Origin of the sequence: Mangrovibacterium lignilyticum (assembly GCF_010882175.1) — a bacterium.
GTDB classification, from domain to species: domain Bacteria; phylum Bacteroidota; class Bacteroidia; order Bacteroidales; family Prolixibacteraceae; genus Mangrovibacterium; species Mangrovibacterium lignilyticum.
The window spans coordinates 118,347-137,174 of sequence record NZ_WKLH01000001.1 but is presented as its reverse complement, the minus strand read 5'-3'; the positions used below and the strand labels follow the sequence as shown (position 1 = coordinate 137,174).

Below are 18,828 nucleotides of genomic sequence, written 5' to 3'. Positions count from 1 at the left end.
GCTTAAAATAAGTTTGTAATGATAAATTTTGTTCGGTCTTTCAACCGACTAGAAAAAATGAATAGTAACCCAATTGAGCTAATTGAAAACATTATGAAACGACTTTTCAAGCTTTCGACTTTTGCTCTGCTTCTCTCGCTGCTGGCGACCGGGTGTTTTTCCGGTAACGATCAAAAAGAAGAGCAGGTCGCAAGAAAAGAGAAATTCGATTTTGACTGGAAATTTGCATTAGGAGATTATCCGGATGCCGGAAATGAGAATTATAACGATAGCAGCTGGAGGCAACTCGACCTGCCGCACGACTGGAGCATTGAGGGGCAAATATCCTTGCATAATCCGACAGGTAACGATGGTGGCTATTTCCCGGCAGGCATCGGCTGGTACCGAAAGTCGTTCAGTGTTCCAAAGGATTGGAAAGACCAAAAAATAGCCATTTACTTCGAAGGTGTCTATATGAGTGCCGAAGTATTTGTCAACGGACAGTCAGTAGGCATGCATCCCTATGGATATACATCATTTTATTATGATCTAAGTCCCTACATCAAATTTGGCCATGAAAATGTGATTGCAGTTCGGGTCGATAATTCACAACAAAAGAATTGCCGTTGGTACAGTGGTTCGGGGATCTATCGGCACGTATGGCTGATGGCACATTCGCTTGTTCATATCGATCATTGGGGTGTTGCAATTACCACACCTGAAGTTAGCGATGAAAGCGCAACTGTGCAGGTAAAAACGCTTGTCAAAAACGAAACCGGAAAACAACAAATCATCCAACTGGCTACTGAGCTTGTAAATGATAATGGGGCTGCTGTTGGAAATGACGAACTCAGCGTTGAATTAGAAGCCAATAGCCAAAAGGAAATAACTCAAAATATTACGGTCAACTATCCATCCTTGTGGACACCGGGCAGTCCGCTGTTGTATACTGCCAAATCCACTGTCAAACAGGGTGACGAACCGATTGATGTGGTGAATAATTCATTTGGTATTCGATCAATTCAATATAGTGTAGAAAATGGATTTGAATTAAACGGAGAACAGATCAAACTAAATGGCGGTTGCCTCCACCACGATAATGGAATTTTAGGGGCAGCGGCATACGACAGGGCCGAAGAGCGGAAAGTGGAACTGTTGAAAGCTGCTGGGTTTAATGCTGTCAGAACTTCGCACAACCCACCCTCCGAAGCATTTCTGGATGCCTGTGACCGATTGGGGCTTTTAGTGATCGACGAATCGTTTGATGGTTGGAGAGTAGCGAAAACACCTCATGACTATGCCAGTATTCTCGAAGAATGGTGGCAGCGTGATCTCGAATCAATGGTGCTGCGCGACCGGAACCATCCGTCTATCGTAATGTGGAGCAGCGGTAACGAAATCATCGAGCGAACAAAACCGGAAGCTGTTGAGACCGCACGAATGCTAAACAGCTATATTCGGAAGCTTGATCCTACACGCCCGGTGACCTCGGCCATGACCTCGTGGAACGAAGGTTGGGAGATATTTGACCCATTGATGGCGGAACATGATGTTTGCGGGTACAACTACATGATGCATGAAGCCGAAGCTGATCACAGGCGGGTACCCTCCCGTATCGTTTTTCAATCTGAATCTTACCCGAAAGATGCATTTTATAACTGGGATATGGTCCAAAACCACGATTACATCATCGGCGATTTTGTTTGGACGGCAATGGACTACCTTGGAGAGTCAAGTATTGGTCGTTATTACTACCCGGGAGATCCCGAAGGGCAGCACTGGGAAAGAGATTTTTATCCCTGGCACGGTGCCTATTGCGGCGATATTGATTTGACCGGATGGAGAAAACCAATTTCCCATTACAGAGATTTGCTTTGGAATGATTCCGAAAAACTCTATATGGCTGTTCGGGAACCAAACCCTGCCGAAGGAGAGATCAAAACAACCATGTGGGCTGTTTGGCCAACCTGGGAAAGCTGGAACTGGCCGGGCTACAAAGGGAAAGACATTGAAATTGAGGTGTATTCGAAATATTCTAAAGTTCGATTGTACCTGAATGACAAACTTGTCTCAGAACAAGCGACCGGCTTGGAACAAGAATTTAAAGCCACTTTTACGCTGCCATACACTCCCGGAAAGATTACAGCCGTGGGCGTTGAGGACAACAAAGAGGTGGAATCAACCAGCCTGAAAACTGCAGGCAAAGCGGCTCAAATTAAATTAATTGCGGACCGAACTGCGATACAGGCTGATGGCCAGGACTTATCGTTTGTTACCATTGAAGTTACCGATGCTGAAGGAAATATACTTCCCAATGCGGAAAATAGTTTAGCGATCAGTATTGAAGGAGAAGGAGTTATTGCCGCAGCCGGTAATGCCAATCTAAAAGATACTATTCCATACTTCAGCCATACACCTAAGGCGTGGAAGGGACGTGCATTGGTTGTTGTTAAAAGCTCGCAACAGCCGGGAGAACTTAAATTAAAGGTAAGCTCGCTCGAATTGCCGGATGCTGAACTGATTATTAATGCTGTCGGACGATAGAAAAATATATGCTGCTGAGGAATGAATGAAGACTAAGCTATGAAGGGGAGATGAGCTCTCATACTCCCTTTCGGTGCTTTAATCATTCATAAGCTTAGCTCATAAATTAAAGAATGTGTATTGCTAGTTGTAGTTACTTATAATGTTGAAGACACGCTGAACCATAACCTATGAAAAGATCTATACTTTTATCAGTGACATTGTTGATTTTGGGATTTGGCATCCCCCGAATCAATGCGCAAACTGCCAGCACCAGTGACAACCTCGTTGTGCAGCCGGTTGCGGATCGAAATGTGGCATTTGATCTGACAGACCCGGGCATTTCCAAAACGGTAGAATTTGGGCCTGATCTTGCTTGGGATGATGAAACAAATTTTCGTCGTGCCGTCCTGTTTATGGGAATTGATCAGGTAGATGTGGCGAGGTTGTCGTTTACACCTTTAGAGGCGTTAATCGGTGATACCGCTCTTACCACAGAACAAATAAAAGAACTTCAATATCGTATTGACATCGTTAATAATTATACCAATACGGGAACAACAGTGGCGTTAAATTGTGATCATGATGCGCCGGCAGGGTCTGGCTTCGATGGTGTTGACGCCTGGTACCGGGATTATCCTGCCCGATGGGCACAGTTGATCGATCAAACGACAAAATATGTTCAGGATGCAGGCCGCACGGTCGTTTCAGTAGCACCGTTTAATGAGCCTGATTACGGGTGGAATCAATATTCAGCGGGGGGCGATGGTAAAGCTGCCTTTTATGATATATGCGGCGAATTGAGGAATAATACACGATTTAACGATATACGCATTTCCGGCGGCAACACATTGAATTGTGACGAGGCATTGCCGTGGTACAACTATTTAAAGGATCGATTAGACGAAGGAAATACCCACCAGTTAGCGGGTAGTTTCGATGGATATGCCAACTTCCTTCAAACGGTTGCCGCAGATGGAAACCATGCTACGCTTGATGAATTACATAACATCGTTGAAGCACTCGTCGGTTACGAATATGGCATGCAAACCGGAATCTGGTGGGCCGATATCGACTATGCCAGTGGCCAAATGGTTAAGGCTTTTGACGGACAGCGGATTGGTTATGCAGAGCATCGAAATAACTGGACTGCCGCGGCAGTTTATCGTACTTCTGAAGGGAAGGTGCAAGCTTTTGGCGGTACGTCTGAAAGACAGGCTGCGACTACGACTTTTAGTTTTGTCTCAAAGGACAGGGTGGCGTATTTCGACGGTTATGGACCACAGCGGGTATTTGCATTAACAATGCCCGGAGGTACGGGATATGGACAAGGTCAGACCAATGCTGAACGCGTAATTAATATTACCTCCGGGGAGGACGTGCAACCATTGGTCAATGGAACGTATCTGTTAGTCAACCGGAAAAGCGGACAGGTGGTCGAGGTGGCTGGTAGTGCAAATGGGGCCAATATTCAACTGGCTACGTCCTCAGCTTCCACTAGCCAACAATGGAAGGTAACTCCAGTAAATTCCAGAATCGGGGGAGACTTTAGCTATTACTCGATCATCTCAGTAAATACAAGTAAATCGCCCGACGTTTGGAATTGGTCTTTAGAAGATGGCGGTGAATTAAACCAATATCAAAGCACAGGTGGTGCCAATCAACAATGGTACCTGGATTATAATGAAGACGGCTGGTTTTATATCGGTAGTCGATGGAGCACAAAATGTATTGACGTTGATGTAGATGGCAATATCGTGCAATGGAAAAAGAATGGTAGCGAAAGTCAACAATGGCGTTTCCTGCCCATTGATGCCGCAGTTGAATTTGACGCTCCGAGCGCTCCGGAAAGTTTGGTTGCTACTCCATATGCAGCGTCGGTTAAACTGGAGTGGACGGCCAGTTCTGAAACTGATGTCGCCGGTTACGACATTTTACGTGCTGAGTCTGCCGGAGGAGAATACAATACAATTGCGAGAAATGTAACCGCGACAGCTTTTGTTGACAATTCAACGCTGGAAGGTGTCACTTATTTCTATAAGATTAAAGCAGTGGATCAAGCTTTGAATCACTCAGCCTACTCCGGAGAAGTTTCTGCAAGTGCTACCGGGGAAAATGATTTGGTCGAATATTTTACATTTGATGATGACAACACACTGGATAAGACGGTTAACCTGAATCACGGTGCATTGAACGGAGGGACATTTGTTCAAGGTAAACAAGGTTCCGGAGCGTTATCGTTAAATGGCTCCAGTGATTTTGTGCAGCTACCTGAGGATATCGCCAGTCATTCCGAAATTACGATTGCTACTTGGGTGAAGTGGGCCGGTTTTTCAGTTGGTCAGCATTTAGTTAGTTTCAGTAATGGTGCCGGTGAGTATATCTATCTGTCACCGTCCCTTTCCGGACAATTGGAGTTTGCCATCAAGAAGGACGGCGTTGAGCAGAAACTGAATACATCTGCGTTATCTGCCAATACCTGGGTTCATTTGGTGGTAACTCTCGGAGACGAAGGTGCTGTGATTTATCTGAATGGTGATAAGGTTGCTGAGTCGACAGGTATAACTATCAGGCCTTCTGATATCAATCCGATGATTAATTATATCGGTGTTAATCAGTCAACAAAGAAGTTTTTTGACGGAGTGATTGATGATTTCAGGGTGTATAACTATCAATTTTCTGCAACAGAGGTGACTGCACTTTACGGTGATTTAACCACTGACGTGTTTGACCAAATCATGGAAGAAAGCGATTTGTCGGTTTGGCCGAATCCAGCCAATAGTATCTTGCATGTTACCTATTCCGAATTCAGTAAACGCGATTCTGCTACGCTCCAGCTTTTCAATATGAACGGTAGTGTGGTAACGAATATGAATATCAAACCGAGCAGTAATGCCGACCTCGATGTTTCAAATTTATCTTCGGGGGTTTATATGCTGCAGTTAACGACAAGCGAAGGATCGATCACGAAAAAAGTAATTATAAAGCACTAATCCATAGTCAGTTTTTGTTTGGGTGGTATTGGTCAGCTGTCAATCGATAAGATCACCTGCCACCCTCGTTTTTTATCTTCTGGCGTTTTGTCTCTTTCTTGTCTAAATCGATAACCTGAGAACTCAAAGTAGTGGATTTCGCGCAATTGACTGGTTTGTTACTTGTATTTGACGAAGCTGTTACCAGATAATTGTAACATTCGAAATATTTTAGATAAATGGGAGTAACAAATCGGATTACAATTCGCGATTGTTTATTGCCCATTTATCAAACTTAATCAGTTAAACTAAACCGAACTGAACGATGAAAAGAAGTTTACTTAATCTATTTCTATTTTTGGGTACTATAACCGGTGCTTTTGCCTAACCTGTAAGTACGAGTGACAACATAGTTGCTCAACCTGTTGCTGACAGAACAGTTACTTTTGATTATTTTGGGACTGGCGATTACAAACCGATGATTTGGGGAATGGATGCCGGAGGTTGGACAAACTACGGTATTTGGGAAATGGGCAAGCGCTATTTGGGCGTAGAAAATGTGCAAATAACAAGGATACCCGCGTTCCCCGGAGATACCCTGCTAAATGGGAATGAGCTTAATCAATGGCAAAAAGACTGGATCAAGGACCGCATCGATCAGGCAGAGACGGGCTCGGATGGTGCTCCGATGCAGATTATGTTGAACCCCGGAGGGGCAGATGATAATGATTTGTGGTATCGACAGGATTGGTCGCGCTATGCCCTGCTCATGAAACTCGCCAAGGACTACGTTGAAAGCTTCGGTCATACAGTTGTATCCATTACCGGATTTAATGAACCGGACCCTGGTTATGCCCCGGCAACCATGGACGATGATTATCATTTATTTGAAGCTTGTCAGAACAGTGGTTATTTTGAAGGCGTTCGCTTTTGTGGTGGAAACACCTTAAATCCGGATTTTGCTTACGATTGGTACAACTATTGTCTCCCGGTAGGGGTGAATGAGGGGAATACCCATCAATTGGCTGGTACTTTTGATTCTTATGCTTCATTTTATCAAACGGTAAAGGCAAACGGTCATTATGCAACGAATGACGAAGTACACGATATCATGGAAGCCATTGTTGGAGCGGAATATGGATTGCAGGCGGGTATCTACTGGGGATATGCGAACCTGGCCCGCGGTGAATTCGTGAAAGCCTGTAATGGTGTAAGACTGGGCTATGCCGAACATCGCCCGAAATGGACTGCGGCTGCAGTTTACAGGCAAACGGATGGTAAGGTGCAAGCTTTTTTGGGTGGATCAGAGCGCCAGGCGACTACGACCACTTATCGCTTTATCTCCAAGGACAGACCGGTTTATTTTGAAGGTGTTGGGCCTCGCTATGATTTTGTAAAGGAATTGCCGGGAGGAAGCGGTTATATGACAGCAGACCAGTATTTTGCAGAACGAGTGTTCAATGTTAGCTGGGGAGAAGATATCCAGCCGGCAATTAATGGTACATATAAATTGGTTAACCGTCAGAGCGGGAAGGTGATGGAAGTGGCTGGCGACTACAATGAAGCGAATGTTTATTTGGCAGATCCTTCCGATTTGAATACTCAGCAGTTGACGATTAACCCTTTAGTTTCCAAATATGGGAATGATGTCAGTTATTACCACATCAGGCCCGGTTCCAGCACAACCCGAAGACTCGATTTGTATAATTACTCATTGGATAACGGTGGGAAAATCAGCCTGTGGGATGATGGAGGGGCTGGTAATCAACAATGGTATCTGGAATATAGTGAGGATGGCTGGTTCTATATCCGGAGCAGAGAAAGTACCTACTGTGTACAAGCGGACGAGTCTGGAAATATTGTGCAATGGGAGAAAACAGGGGACAACAGTCAGCAGTGGCGCTTGCTGCCCATTGATGCAGAGGTTGAGTTTGATGCACCCAGTGTGCCTGAAAATTTAGCAGCTACAGGAAACGCTTGCTCGGTAAAGCTGGAGTGGTCTGCCAGTCCGGAAACCGATGTCGCAGGGTACGATATCTTACGTTCTGAGGCGGCAGGTGGTGCCTACAATACCATTGCCCGGTCAGTGAATACCACTGCTTTTGTTGACAATACAACGCAGGAAGGCGTTCCTTACTTTTATACCGTCAGAGCGGTGGATCATTCACTTAACCGTTCCGGCAAGTCAGCAGAAGTATCAGCAAGTGCCACGGGAGAAAATGATTTGGTTGAATACCTTAAATTCGACGGAGATACCAAGGATAACACAGCTAACCTAAACCATGCCGGTGCTCAGGGTGGTACTTTTGTTCCAGGCCGACAAGGGACTGACGCCCTGTCGCTAAATGGTTCGAACGATTTTGTCCAGTTATCGGAAGAAGTTGCTAATCAACAGGAAATATCAGTTGTTGCCTGGGTGAAATGGGCCGGTTTTTCTATTGGCCAGTATTTATTTAGTTTCAGCGATGGTGCCGACGATTATATGTACTTCTCGCCGTCAATTTCAGGCCAAATGCAGTTGGCGATCAAGAATGATGGAGTTGAACAAAAACTGAATGCATCTGCCCTGTCCGCAAATGCCTGGGTTCATCTGGTGGTAACCCTCGGAAACGATGGTGCTGCGATCTATCTTAATAGTTTAAAGGTGGCTGAGTCGACAGATATAACCATCCGCCCTTCTGATTTCAACCCGATGATAAACTACATAGGCGTTAATCAATCGACAAAGAAATTTTTTGAAGGCGCAGTTGACGATTTCCGAATTTATAATTATCAATTGTCAGCCACCGAGGTGCAAGGACTTTACGATGATTTGACAACCGATGTGTATGATCGGATTATGGATGACACCGACTTATCAGTTTGGCCTAATCCTGTTGATAATATACTGCATGTCACCTATTCAGAATTTAGTAAGAGAGACTACTCCGACCTGCAACTGCTCAATATGAACGGAGCAGTGGTGACAAATATCGACATCAAATCGAGCGGTAATACCGACCTGGACGTATCCGGTTTAGCTACCGGAATTTATTTGTTAAGGTTGAGCACTAGTGAAGGCGTAATCACTAAGAAAATAATCGTAAAGCATTAATTCATAGTCAGTTTTTGTTGGGTTGTTATTCCAGATTCTTAGTCTGGATTTGGGTTGATCACTCTTTTTAATCTCTTTCTGCTGAGTTATATGCTGACCTGACGATATCAAATCAGCTGGAAATACTGAGCTCGATGTATCAAATTTATCTTGCGGGCCTTAATTAAACACAAGCAGAGGAGCAATAAAAAAGCAGCATTTATTAAGAGCCATAATCAGTTCGTGCTTTAAAAACTAAAGGCTGATAAATTATTGATTAGAGGAAGGAAGACTATATGAATTTCCCGATCGTTATTTTAAACCATTTTTTAATGAGAAGATATTTACTAAAAGCAAAAGCAAAACTGCGCCAATTTTTAGATCTGGTCAAAACCATTCGCTTGCATCGTAAAGATATGGCTCTGGATTGGATCATTCGTAATTTGGAATCTGAAAACGAATAAAAGAAGATTCGTTTTTATTAATGATGGGCCTGTAAAATAACAAGCAGTTTGTTTCAAAATGCATTTTACCGAAAGCTTACTTTCTCTATTCGGGAAGTGAGCTTTCTTGTTATCGGAGTGTGTGTAAGGGACTGAGGAAGGACTTCTGAACGGAATTTTCAGCGATGGAGCGTTTCTCGTTGCATCCAGAGAAGGTTTGACGATTTTGTTACCTGTATTTGACGAAGCTGTTACCGGGTAATTCTTGTATTCGGAATATTTTTGGTGACCAATGGACCAATGGATTACAGGCAGATAATCTGCTTTGTTCGAAGTCGGAGATAGCCAATTACAATAACAACCAATAAATTGAAAAATGATGCGAATTAGATCGAACCTGAAAAAATACTTGCTAATTGGAACTGTCGTTCTACCTCTTTTCTCTTGCGCAACTAAATCAACAAATAAAGGAGCGTACCTGTTTGCTTACTTCACGGGTAATGAGCAAAGTGAAGAGGCAGTTCGCTTTGCCGTAAGTATGGACGGCTTTAAATACTGGGCGTTAAATGAGAATGAACCTGTACTGGATTCCAAAGAAATAAGCTCAACCGGAGGAGTGCGCGATCCGCATATTCTAAGAGGAGCCGATGACAATTCATTTTACATGGTACTTACCGATATGACTTCCAATAAAGGTTGGGATTCAAACCGGGCGATGGTTTTGTTAAAATCTAACGACTTGGTCAACTGGACTTCTTCAGTGATCAATATCCAGGAAAAATATGAAGGGCAGGAAGATTTGAAACGCGTTTGGGCTCCTCAAACCATTTACGATCCGGTTGTCGGAAAATATATGGTTTACTGGTCGATGCAGCATGGTACCGGTCCGGATATTATCTACTACGCCTATGCAAACGACGATTTCACCGATTTGGAAGGCGAGCCTGAGGTTTTGTTTCGTCCCCGGAGTGGCATTTCAACCATTGATGGAGACATCATTTTTAAGAACGGTATTTTTCATCTATTTTACAAAACTGAAGGTCATGGAAACGGCATTTGTGAAGCATTAACCGATTCGCTTGGCTCCGGCCGGTGGATTGAGCAACCTGGCTATAAACAGCAGACATCGGAAGCAGTTGAGGGCTCGTCAATTTTCAAGTTGATTGAAAGTGACACTTATATCATGATGTATGACGTTTACATGAAAGGTAGTTACGAGTTTTGTGAGAGTGTTGATCTCGACCAGTTCAAGGTTGTGGATCATGCGGTAGATATGAATTTTCACCCGCGTCACGGATCTGTTATTCAAATAACACAAGAGGAGCTTCAACGCGTTATGGATAAATGGGGAGCGCCTAATGATCTCAGATGATAGCGGGAATTATATGTTTTAATATTTGAATGAATCGAAATAAATAACGTTTATAAAGCTATGAAATATAGGATTTTACTACTGCTTCTGTTCTCCGTGTTTTGTGTGAACTCGTTATTTGCTCAAGCTGGATTTGGACAGGAGAATCTGATTATCAAGAACTGGAAATTTGTGCTGAAGAATATCGAAGACGGAGCACAAACCGGCTTGGATGACAGCCGTTGGAAGACCGTCGATCTGCCGCACGACTGGAGTGTGAAAGGACAGCTGAGTCCAACATTGGCTAGTGCCACCGGCTACTTGCCGGGAGGAATTGGTTGGTATCGCAAGCAGCTTGATGTTCCTGCCGATAAGCAGGGAGAAAAAATTTACCTCTATTTCGGAGGCGTTTACAATCGTAGCGAAGTGTTTGTGAATGGCCATTCGTTGGGCAAGCGTCCCAACGGTTATATCTCGTTTATGTACGATGCAACGCCCTTCATCAAGTTTGGTGAGGAGAATTTGATTGCAGTTCGGGTTGATCACAGCCAATCGGCTGATTCACGCTGGTATACCGGATCGGGCATTTACCGGGACGTTTGGGTCGTTTATGCCAATCCAGTTCATATCGCGCAATGGGGAGTTTATGCTTACCCGGAGCAACTTAAGAAGGGGTACCAGCTCCAGGTTGAAGTGAACGTTGATAATGGTTCATCAGAGTCGTCTGCTTTAACCGTGACGAATGAATTGTTTGACCGCGCCAACAAGCTGGTTGCAAAATCATCCGATAAATTGTCGGTTGACGCCAGCCAGGCGGCTAAAATACAAACCGCACTTAAAGTGACTAATCCGGAACTTTGGTCGCTTGAGACTCCGAATTTATATTCACTGAAAACTTCCGTTTACCGTGGAGGCGATTTAATTGACGAAGCGACAACAACAACTGGTTTTCGCCATTTCACATTCGATCCGAATAAAGGTTTTGCACTCAATGGTGAGTCGATAAAAGTGAAAGGTGTTTGTTTGCATCACGATGGAGGCGTGTTGGGATCGGCCGTACCTCGCGAAGTGTGGAAGAGAAGACTATTGACATTGAAAGAAGTTGGCGTGAACGCCATTCGTACGAGTCATAATCCGCAAGCTTCGGATTTATATGATTTGTGCGACGAGCTTGGTTTGCTTGTTTTAGATGAAGCGTTTGATGAGTGGGAATACCCAAAACGCAAGTGGTTACAAGGCTGGAATGTTGGGACACCGGGTTTCCAGGGAACGTTCGACTTTTTTGACGAATGGGGAGAACGGGACTTGGCAGACCAGGTGAAGCGTGATCGCAACCATCTTTCTATTTTTGCCTGGAGTATTGGTAACGAAGTAGATTACCCGAACGATCCGTATTCACACCCGGTATTGGCTGGCGGAGCAGAAACCGGCTTTACGCAACCTATTTTCGGTGGGTACAAAAAAGAAGCGCCCGATGCCAAACAGCTTGGTGAGATTGCAGAGCGCTTGGTTAAGGTGGTGAAACAATACGACCAATCGCGCCCAACTACAGCAGGTTTAGCCGGTGTGGCCATGTCAAACCAAACCGGTTATCCTTTTGCATTGGACGTTACCGGTTATAACTATACCGAAAGTTTGTACGATCACGACCACGCCGAATATCCTACCCGGGTTCTTTTCGGCAGCGAGAACCGTCATGACTTTGCCGCATGGAAAGCCGTGACATCGCGTGATTTTGTTTTCGGACAGTTTTTGTGGACAGGTATTGACTACTTGGGGGAATCCGGTAGTTGGCCTTCGCGCGGTTTTTATTCCGGTCTACTCGATTTTGGCGGCTTCATTAAACCGCGAGGTTACTACCGTCAGTCTCTGTGGTCGGACAAGCCAATGGCTTACCTGGGAACCTACTCAACACCCGGCCACGGTAGCAAAAGCCAGATGAAAGATGTTTGGTCGCAACTGGATGCTGAAAATGCCAGTGGAGATTACGAAGAGAAAGTACCTTCGATGGATGCCTGGCCAGTCTGGAACTATCAGGAAGGGGAATTGATTCGTGTGGTTTGCTATACGAATGCAGCACAGGCTGAATTGCTGCTGAATGGCAAAGTGGTAGGCGAGAAAAAGCCTTACGACGACCAGACAGGGATCATCTACTGGGACATTCCTTACCGGGATGGTAAGCTCGAAGTTGTTGGAATGGATGCCGACGGCAAACAAGTGAGCAGCAATACAATTGAATCTTCAGGTCGTCCGTATGCCATCAAATTGATTGAGGAAGAAACGTCGGTTGCTAAAAATGGTGTTGCGCAGATTGCGATCCAGGTTGTTGACGAGAATGGTGTGCCGGTGATGTTGTCGGACGAAGATATTACCTGCCAGATTCTGGGTAATGCCAAATTGCTAGGTTTAGAGGCCAGTAATAACGAAGATATGGGTGACTATACCGACAACAAACAACGGGTATTTCACGGGCGCTTAATTGCCTATATTCGTGCCGGAGAAAAATCGGGTGAAGTCAACGTGAAATTTTCAGCCGCCTGGTTAGAACCGGTGGAAACGAAATTTGAAGTCAAATAAAAGTAAATAAGAGGCAAATGGCAAGGTTCTGAAAGTGATCTTGTTATTTGGTTGGTCAATGTAATTCGCTGATAAAAGGTGAAATAGATTAGGTGTATGTGGCTGATTAAATAAAATGGAAACACATACTTCCTCTATGATATTTATTGACAAAGGTCTAACAAGAATCTTTTGGGATGAAATTTTAACGGATAAATAAGGAAAGGATAAGAAGATGGAAGAAAGAGTAATTGTAATGGATCAGGAAACAGGTGAAAAGTCTGAAATGAGTCGGCTTGCTTTTGAAAATTTAGTTTTTTACGACAATGTAGGTCGTTATCGGGAAATACAGTATGAATTAGCCTAGCATCGGTTAAATTAGAGTGAAAATCTCTCCCTATTGGTTAAAACCCAATGCCGAGAGATTTTAAATTCTTTAAAAAAAACAAAAGAAATGAGAAAAGTATATCAACTCTGTATGTTGATCGCAATTGTGATGTGGTCTTGCTCTGCGCATGCGCAATTTGACTCGGTATACCAGTTCGAAGCGACCGGAAACCCGGTAATTACACATAAGTATACAGCCGATCCGGCAGCTTTTGTGCACAACGATGTATTTTATGTGTATGCCGGCCAGGATACCGGTGATGGTAAATGGTATAATATGCCCAATTGGTTGGTTTTCTCAACCCAGGATTTTAAGACTTGGAAAGAATACCCGGTTCCCATGAAAACAGGTGACTTCAAGTGGGCAAAGGATCACAGTTCGTGGGCCGCTCAGGTGATCGAACGGAATGGCAAGTTCTACTGGTATGTTTCCACCGAACATCAAACCGGTGGAAAAGCGATTGGTGTTGCAGTCTCAGATAGCCCAACAGGACCTTTTGTTGATGCCCGCAGTTCTGCTTTGGTTACCAATGATATGACGAAGGATTGTACCAGTATTTCATGGGACGATATTGATCCGACCGTGTGGATTGATGATGACGGACAGGCCTACCTGATTTGGGGGAATACTTGTTGTTATTACGCCAAACTCAAGGATAATATGATTGAGCTGGATAGTGAGATAAAGACCTTCAATTTGCCAGATTTTACAGAAGCTCCGTGGATTCATAAACATGGCGACTGGTATTATCTCTCTTATGCTGCCTGGTTCCCCGAAAAGATTTGCTATGCGATGAGTAAAAGCATTGAGGGACCATGGGAGTACAAAGGAATATTGAACGAGGTGGCTGGTAACAGTAACACCAATCACCAGTCGATTGTGGAGTACAAAGGCAATTGGTACTTTGTCTATCACAATGGTTCTATTCCGACTGCGGGAGGAAGTTATTTACGTTCGGTGTGTATTGATCGATTATATTATAATCCTGATGGAACCCTGAAAAGAGTACAAATGACAACCGAAGGAGTGGTCCCACAGTAAGAAATTGCCGTAGCATTTTTCAACCTGAAAACAGTGTTTTCTGACGGATGCTTTTCCGAAATCAGAAACGCTGTTTTTCTATTTGTTATATTTAGATATTAGAAATGGGTGCAAATAAAAACGGATGAATAATAAAGCAATAGCGGATGAATAGAAAAATGATTTTGCTCCTTTTAGTCCTGCTGTTTGCTGGGAGCATAAAGACTTTTAGTCAAAGTACCAGACCCCGTGTCATTGTCACGACTGATGGTGAAGCGGACGATCGGGCGTCTATGGTTCGTTTTCTGCTGACATCAAACGAGTTCGACGTCGAGGGCATCATCAATAGTAGTTCCCAGTTCCATTGGGTTGGAGGTGAGGGCTGGAATGCCTTTCATCCAGTGGATTGGGTAAAGGATTATATTGCACTTTATGCGCAGGTATACCAGAATTTGTTATTGCACGATCCTGCTTATCCCGCTCCTGAATATTTGTTGAGTAAATGGAAAGTTGGCAACATTAACGGAGTAGGAGTGGATTCGATTCGTACCGAAGGTGCAGAGTTGATTGCCCGCGTTTTGCTGGATAAAAGCGATGCAGGGCCAGTGTGGATACAGGCGTGGGGAGGCTGTAACACGATTGCCCGGGCGCTAAAAATAATCCAGGAAGACGAACCCGAAAGAATGGCCGAGGTAGCCGGTAAGATGCGCCTTTTCCTGATTTGGGAACAGGACGAAAGCTACCAGGAGTACATCCGCCCTAACTGGGAGCAGTTCAATATTCCAACCATTATTTCCGACCAGTTTGATTGCATGGCCTATATCTGGCCGAAAGTGTTGCCTGAGCAGGTGAAGACTTATTTTGAAGCCGACTGGATGACCAAAAATATTCTGCAGGGGCATGGCCCGCTTTGCAGTGCGTATGAAAACAACCAAGGTGCGTTCAATGCCGAAGGTGATACGCCGTCATTTCTGTATAATGTTCCAACCGGTTTGCGGAGCATGGAATCGCCCGGCAACGGTGGGTGGGGAGGTCGCTATGTTAACGTTCGTAACAATGTATGGATGGACCCGCTACCGGATTCGACCTATAAACACCCGGATGGCCGTTGGGGCTTCAGTAATAGCTGGTCGAAAAAGATGGAACATGATACTACGACAGTTAAGCGTCCGATCCGGACACACTACTTCAAGCCGATCTGGCGTTGGTTGCCAGCTGTTCAGAATGATTTTGCAGCGCGTGCAGCTTGGTGCGTGAAAGATTACGCTTCCGCAAATCATCATCCGGTGGTACGTTTGAAAAACACACCTTTAAATATTATTGCCAAGCCAGGATCGAAGGTTAAACTGGATGCTTCGGCTACGACTGATCCGGATGGCGATCAACTCTCATTTAAGTGGTGGCACTATGTTGAAGCCGGAACTTATGATGGAGATACGATTGCAACGTCGGAAACGGCAAAAACGACCATTCGGATCCAGGAAGACGCAAAAGACGGGGAAACATTTCATATGGTTTGTGAGGTGAGCGATTCCGGTGAACCTTCGTTAACGCGTTACCAGCGGGTGATCATTACGGTGAGATAGTGAAATACGAATTTCAAAAGCTATTCGACCTGTACCGCTTTTTTAATTGTAGGAGATGTTTTTTTCTCGTTCACAAAATATTTGGCTATGGCTAAAGTATGGAATACTTGTCTTTTGAGAGAATATCCCCCCTGATAAATCAAAATGACCTCTATTAAAAAGGATCTGCAAGTTTATTTTTGACAATCGAATTTCAACAAATCAACCTACTACTTATGATGAAGAATTTATGGATACTGCCCATCGCTTTTATGTTGTTTGCGTGCAGTACAACGCCTGCCTCAAATGAAAATCTGTTAAAACTATGGTATGATAAACCGGCTGAATATTGGGAAGAAGCTTTGCCCATTGGAAATGGTCGTTTAGGGGCTATGGTTTTCGGTTCCCCGCAAGAGGAGCACCTCCAGGTTAACGAAGAAACTGTTTGGGCCGGTGAGCCGGGTAATAATTTGCCCAAAGGATTCAAGGAAATTTTGCCAGAGGTTCGTAAGCTCATTTTCGATGGTAAATACAAAGAAGCAGAACAGCTGGTGATGAGCCGTGTTCCTCGCCATGCTCCTGCCGATAACAATTATGGGATGCCTTACCAAACAGTGGGCGACCTGTATTTCGAGTTTCCAGATCAGGGTTCGGTAGCAAATTATTATCGCGATTTGGATCTGAAGAATGCAGTTAGCTCAGTCACCTATGCTGCTGATGGTGTGAACTACAAAAGGGAATTTCTTTCAACTGCAGTCGATCAGGTGATTGCCGTTCGACTGACGGCCAGCGAAAAGGGAAAAATCACCTTTAAGATGAAAGCTTCAAGTCCGCACACTGTCAATCATGTTTATGTTGACGGAGACCAGTTAGTGATGGACGGAAAAGGAGAAGCTGTTGACAATAAAGAAGGGAAGATTGAATATAATGCTCGCTTTTACCCGGTATTGGAAGGTGGAAGCTTAGTGAAAAATGATACTATTCTGCAAGTTGAAGGAGCAGATGCAGCGACTGTGTTAATCTCCATTGGCACCAACTTCAGGAATTACGAGGATTTGGGGGTCGATGCAGAAACGATTGCGAAAGCTTATTTGGCTAAAGCAGGAACGAAAAGCTTCGAAGTGCTAAAAGCTGATCATATCGCCGACTATCAAACTTATTTTAACCGCGTTGGGCTGGATTTGGGGGTAACCGACTCTGTGAAAAATACAACCGATCAGCGCATTGCCGATTTTGCTACAGCAAACGATCCGCAGTTAGTGTCGTTGTATTTTCAATTTGGTCGTTATTTACTCATTTCATCATCACGTCCGGGAACACAACCTGCCAACTTACAAGGTATATGGAATCATCAGCTGAATCCATCGTGGGATAGCAAATACACGGTGAATATTAATACGGAGATGAACTACTGGCCGGCAGAAGTGACAAACCTGTCGGAGATGCACGAACCTTTGTTTGCAATGGTGAGGGATCTTTCTGAAACAGGGCAGCAATCGGCTCGCGAAATGTACGGCGCTCGTGGCTGGATGATGCATCATAATACGGATATTTGGCGGATTACCGGGATGATTGACGGTGCTTTTTACGGCATGTGGCCAATGGGAGGTGCTTGGTTGAGTCAACATATTTGGCAGCATTATCTGTTTACTGGCGATAAAAAATTTCTGGCTGTTGTTTACCCGGTATTGAAAGGAATCGCTGTTTACTATGTCGATGTGTTACAGGAAGAGCCAAAACACCACTGGATGGTTGTAAGCCCATCAATGTCACCTGAGAATCGTCATCCCGGAGGAACCTCAATGACAGCCGGAACAACAATGGATAACCAGTTGGTTTTCGATGTGTTTTCAAATTTAGTTGAGGCATCTTCTGTATTAGATACCGATCAGGCATTTGCCGATACGGTGCAGGCGATGAAGGCCCGTTTAGCTCCGATGCAAATTGGTCAGCATACACAATTACAGGAATGGCTGGAAGATTGGGATCGGGTGGATGACAAGCACCGTCATGTTTCTCATTTGTATGGCTTGTATCCGAGTAACCAGGTATCACCATTTGGATCACCAGAGTTATTTCAGGCGGCTCAAAATACCCTCGAGTATCGTGGCGATAAATCAACAGGATGGTCAATGGGATGGAAAGTGAACTTCTGGGCACGTTTGCTGAATGGTGAACGCGCTTATAAGCTGATTGCAGATCAGTTGACGCCATCGCCACTCGAAAAGCAAGGTGAAAAAGGTGGTACTTACCCGAACTTATTCGATGCACACCCGCCCTTCCAAATTGATGGTAACTTTGGTTGTACGGCAGGTATTTCCGAAATGCTCGTGCAAAGTCACGATGGAGACATCTTTCTATTACCGGCAATACCGTTAAAATGGCAATCTGGTCAGGTTAAAGGCCTGCGTGCCCGCGGAGGTTTCACAATCGATCTGAGTTGGGAAAAAGGGCAGGTGAAGGATTTGACGATATATTCTTCAATTGGAGGAAATTGCCGTTTACGTTTGGCTAGCGAGTTAACCGGCGATGTTGACCTGACCAAAGTTGAAGAAGGAACAGCAAACAGCAACCCGCTTTTCAAAACGGCAGCCATCAAAAAGCCTTTGGTTAGCGAAAAAGCCGAGCTGAAAGCCGTACAATTGATACCAACACAGCTGTTTGATTTTGCTACCGAAGCTGGAGTGACCTATCATTTTACCGCGAAATAGTAATTTGCCGTTTTATTTAAAACTTAGCAGTAGTGCTCGCAAGAAGAGTAATGATCTGAGGATCATTACTCTTCTCTGCATTCAAAATAGGATCAAATAAGAACTTATTCAAAATGGTTTGCGAAGTTGCAGATTTCGGAGAACCTACATTAACACGCTGCCAGCGAGTGATCATTACGGTGGAATAAAGAGAAGCTTGGGCCGTTAATTACATGGCTAATATCTTCCTCGCAATTGAATTAATTGA

At 44.4% G+C, this 18,828-nt stretch carries 10 protein-coding genes; all 10 read left to right on the top strand.

Going from position 1 to position 18,828, the window contains the following annotated elements:
• The first annotated feature begins 93 nt into the window (after positions 1 to 93).
• The 10 genes from GJV22_RS00530 to GJV22_RS00495 all read left to right on the top strand — a co-directional run bounded on the left by GJV22_RS00530 (position 94) and on the right by GJV22_RS00495 (position 18,581).
• On the top strand, positions 94 to 2,523 hold the full coding sequence (locus GJV22_RS00530; protein ID WP_163707205.1) for a sugar-binding domain-containing protein: 2,430 nt from the start codon (positions 94 to 96) through the stop codon (positions 2,521 to 2,523).
• A gap of 170 nt (positions 2,524 to 2,693) precedes the next feature.
• Complete coding sequence (locus tag GJV22_RS00525) at positions 2,694 to 5,495, top strand: LamG-like jellyroll fold domain-containing protein (RefSeq protein ID WP_163707202.1); 2,802 nt, start codon at positions 2,694 to 2,696, stop codon at positions 5,493 to 5,495.
• A 457-nt stretch (positions 5,496 to 5,952) separates the two neighbouring features.
• The gene (locus GJV22_RS00520) at positions 5,953 to 8,568 is read left to right on the top strand and encodes a LamG-like jellyroll fold domain-containing protein (protein WP_163707199.1); all 2,616 of its coding nucleotides are present in this window, start codon (positions 5,953 to 5,955) and stop codon (positions 8,566 to 8,568) included.
• A gap of 311 nt (positions 8,569 to 8,879) precedes the next feature.
• Complete coding sequence (locus GJV22_RS22285) at positions 8,880 to 9,011, top strand: hypothetical protein (RefSeq protein ID WP_262888200.1); 132 nt, start codon at positions 8,880 to 8,882, stop codon at positions 9,009 to 9,011.
• A 355-nt stretch (positions 9,012 to 9,366) separates the two neighbouring features.
• The gene (locus GJV22_RS00515; RefSeq protein ID WP_163707194.1) at positions 9,367 to 10,362 is read left to right on the top strand and encodes a glycoside hydrolase family 43 protein; all 996 of its coding nucleotides are present in this window, start codon (positions 9,367 to 9,369) and stop codon (positions 10,360 to 10,362) included.
• A 60-nt stretch (positions 10,363 to 10,422) separates the two neighbouring features.
• The gene (locus GJV22_RS00510; RefSeq protein WP_163707192.1) at positions 10,423 to 12,918 is read left to right on the top strand and encodes a sugar-binding domain-containing protein; all 2,496 of its coding nucleotides are present in this window, start codon (positions 10,423 to 10,425) and stop codon (positions 12,916 to 12,918) included.
• A 214-nt stretch (positions 12,919 to 13,132) separates the two neighbouring features.
• The gene (locus GJV22_RS22280) at positions 13,133 to 13,264 is read left to right on the top strand and encodes a hypothetical protein (protein ID WP_262888199.1); all 132 of its coding nucleotides are present in this window, start codon (positions 13,133 to 13,135) and stop codon (positions 13,262 to 13,264) included.
• Between the two features lie 87 nt (positions 13,265 to 13,351).
• Positions 13,352 to 14,326 carry a glycoside hydrolase family 43 protein gene (locus GJV22_RS00505; RefSeq protein ID WP_163707189.1) on the top strand — a complete coding sequence of 325 codons (975 nt, stop codon included), beginning with the start codon at positions 13,352 to 13,354 and terminating at the stop codon, positions 14,324 to 14,326.
• A gap of 146 nt (positions 14,327 to 14,472) precedes the next feature.
• Positions 14,473 to 15,891 (top strand): DUF1593 domain-containing protein, encoded by a 1,419-nt coding sequence (locus tag GJV22_RS00500; protein ID WP_163707186.1) that lies wholly within the window; start codon positions 14,473 to 14,475, stop codon positions 15,889 to 15,891.
• A gap of 215 nt (positions 15,892 to 16,106) precedes the next feature.
• A complete protein-coding gene (locus GJV22_RS00495) occupies positions 16,107 to 18,581 on the top strand; it encodes a glycoside hydrolase family 95 protein (protein ID WP_238480250.1) in 2,475 nt (824 codons plus the stop codon).
• The last annotated feature ends 247 nt before the right edge of the window (positions 18,582 to 18,828 follow it).

Excerpts from the sequence above, each read along its gene's own strand:
- GJV22_RS00500 (WP_163707186.1), top strand. The coding sequence starts at position 14,473 with ATGAATAGAAAAATGATTTTGCTCCTTTTAGTCCTGCTGTTTGCTGGG.
- GJV22_RS22285 (WP_262888200.1), top strand. The coding sequence starts at position 8,880 with ATGAGAAGATATTTACTAAAAGCAAAAGCAAAACTGCGCCAATTTTTA.
- GJV22_RS00520 (WP_163707199.1), top strand. The coding sequence starts at position 5,953 with ATGATTTGGGGAATGGATGCCGGAGGTTGGACAAACTACGGTATTTGG.
- GJV22_RS00515 (WP_163707194.1), top strand. The coding sequence starts at position 9,367 with ATGATGCGAATTAGATCGAACCTGAAAAAATACTTGCTAATTGGAACT.
- GJV22_RS00530 (WP_163707205.1), top strand. The coding sequence starts at position 94 with ATGAAACGACTTTTCAAGCTTTCGACTTTTGCTCTGCTTCTCTCGCTG.
- GJV22_RS00495 (WP_238480250.1), top strand. The coding sequence starts at position 16,107 with ATGATGAAGAATTTATGGATACTGCCCATCGCTTTTATGTTGTTTGCG.
- GJV22_RS00510 (WP_163707192.1), top strand. The coding sequence starts at position 10,423 with ATGAAATATAGGATTTTACTACTGCTTCTGTTCTCCGTGTTTTGTGTG.
- GJV22_RS22280 (WP_262888199.1), top strand. The coding sequence starts at position 13,133 with ATGGAAGAAAGAGTAATTGTAATGGATCAGGAAACAGGTGAAAAGTCT.
- GJV22_RS00525 (WP_163707202.1), top strand. The coding sequence starts at position 2,694 with ATGAAAAGATCTATACTTTTATCAGTGACATTGTTGATTTTGGGATTT.
- GJV22_RS00505 (WP_163707189.1), top strand. The coding sequence starts at position 13,352 with ATGAGAAAAGTATATCAACTCTGTATGTTGATCGCAATTGTGATGTGG.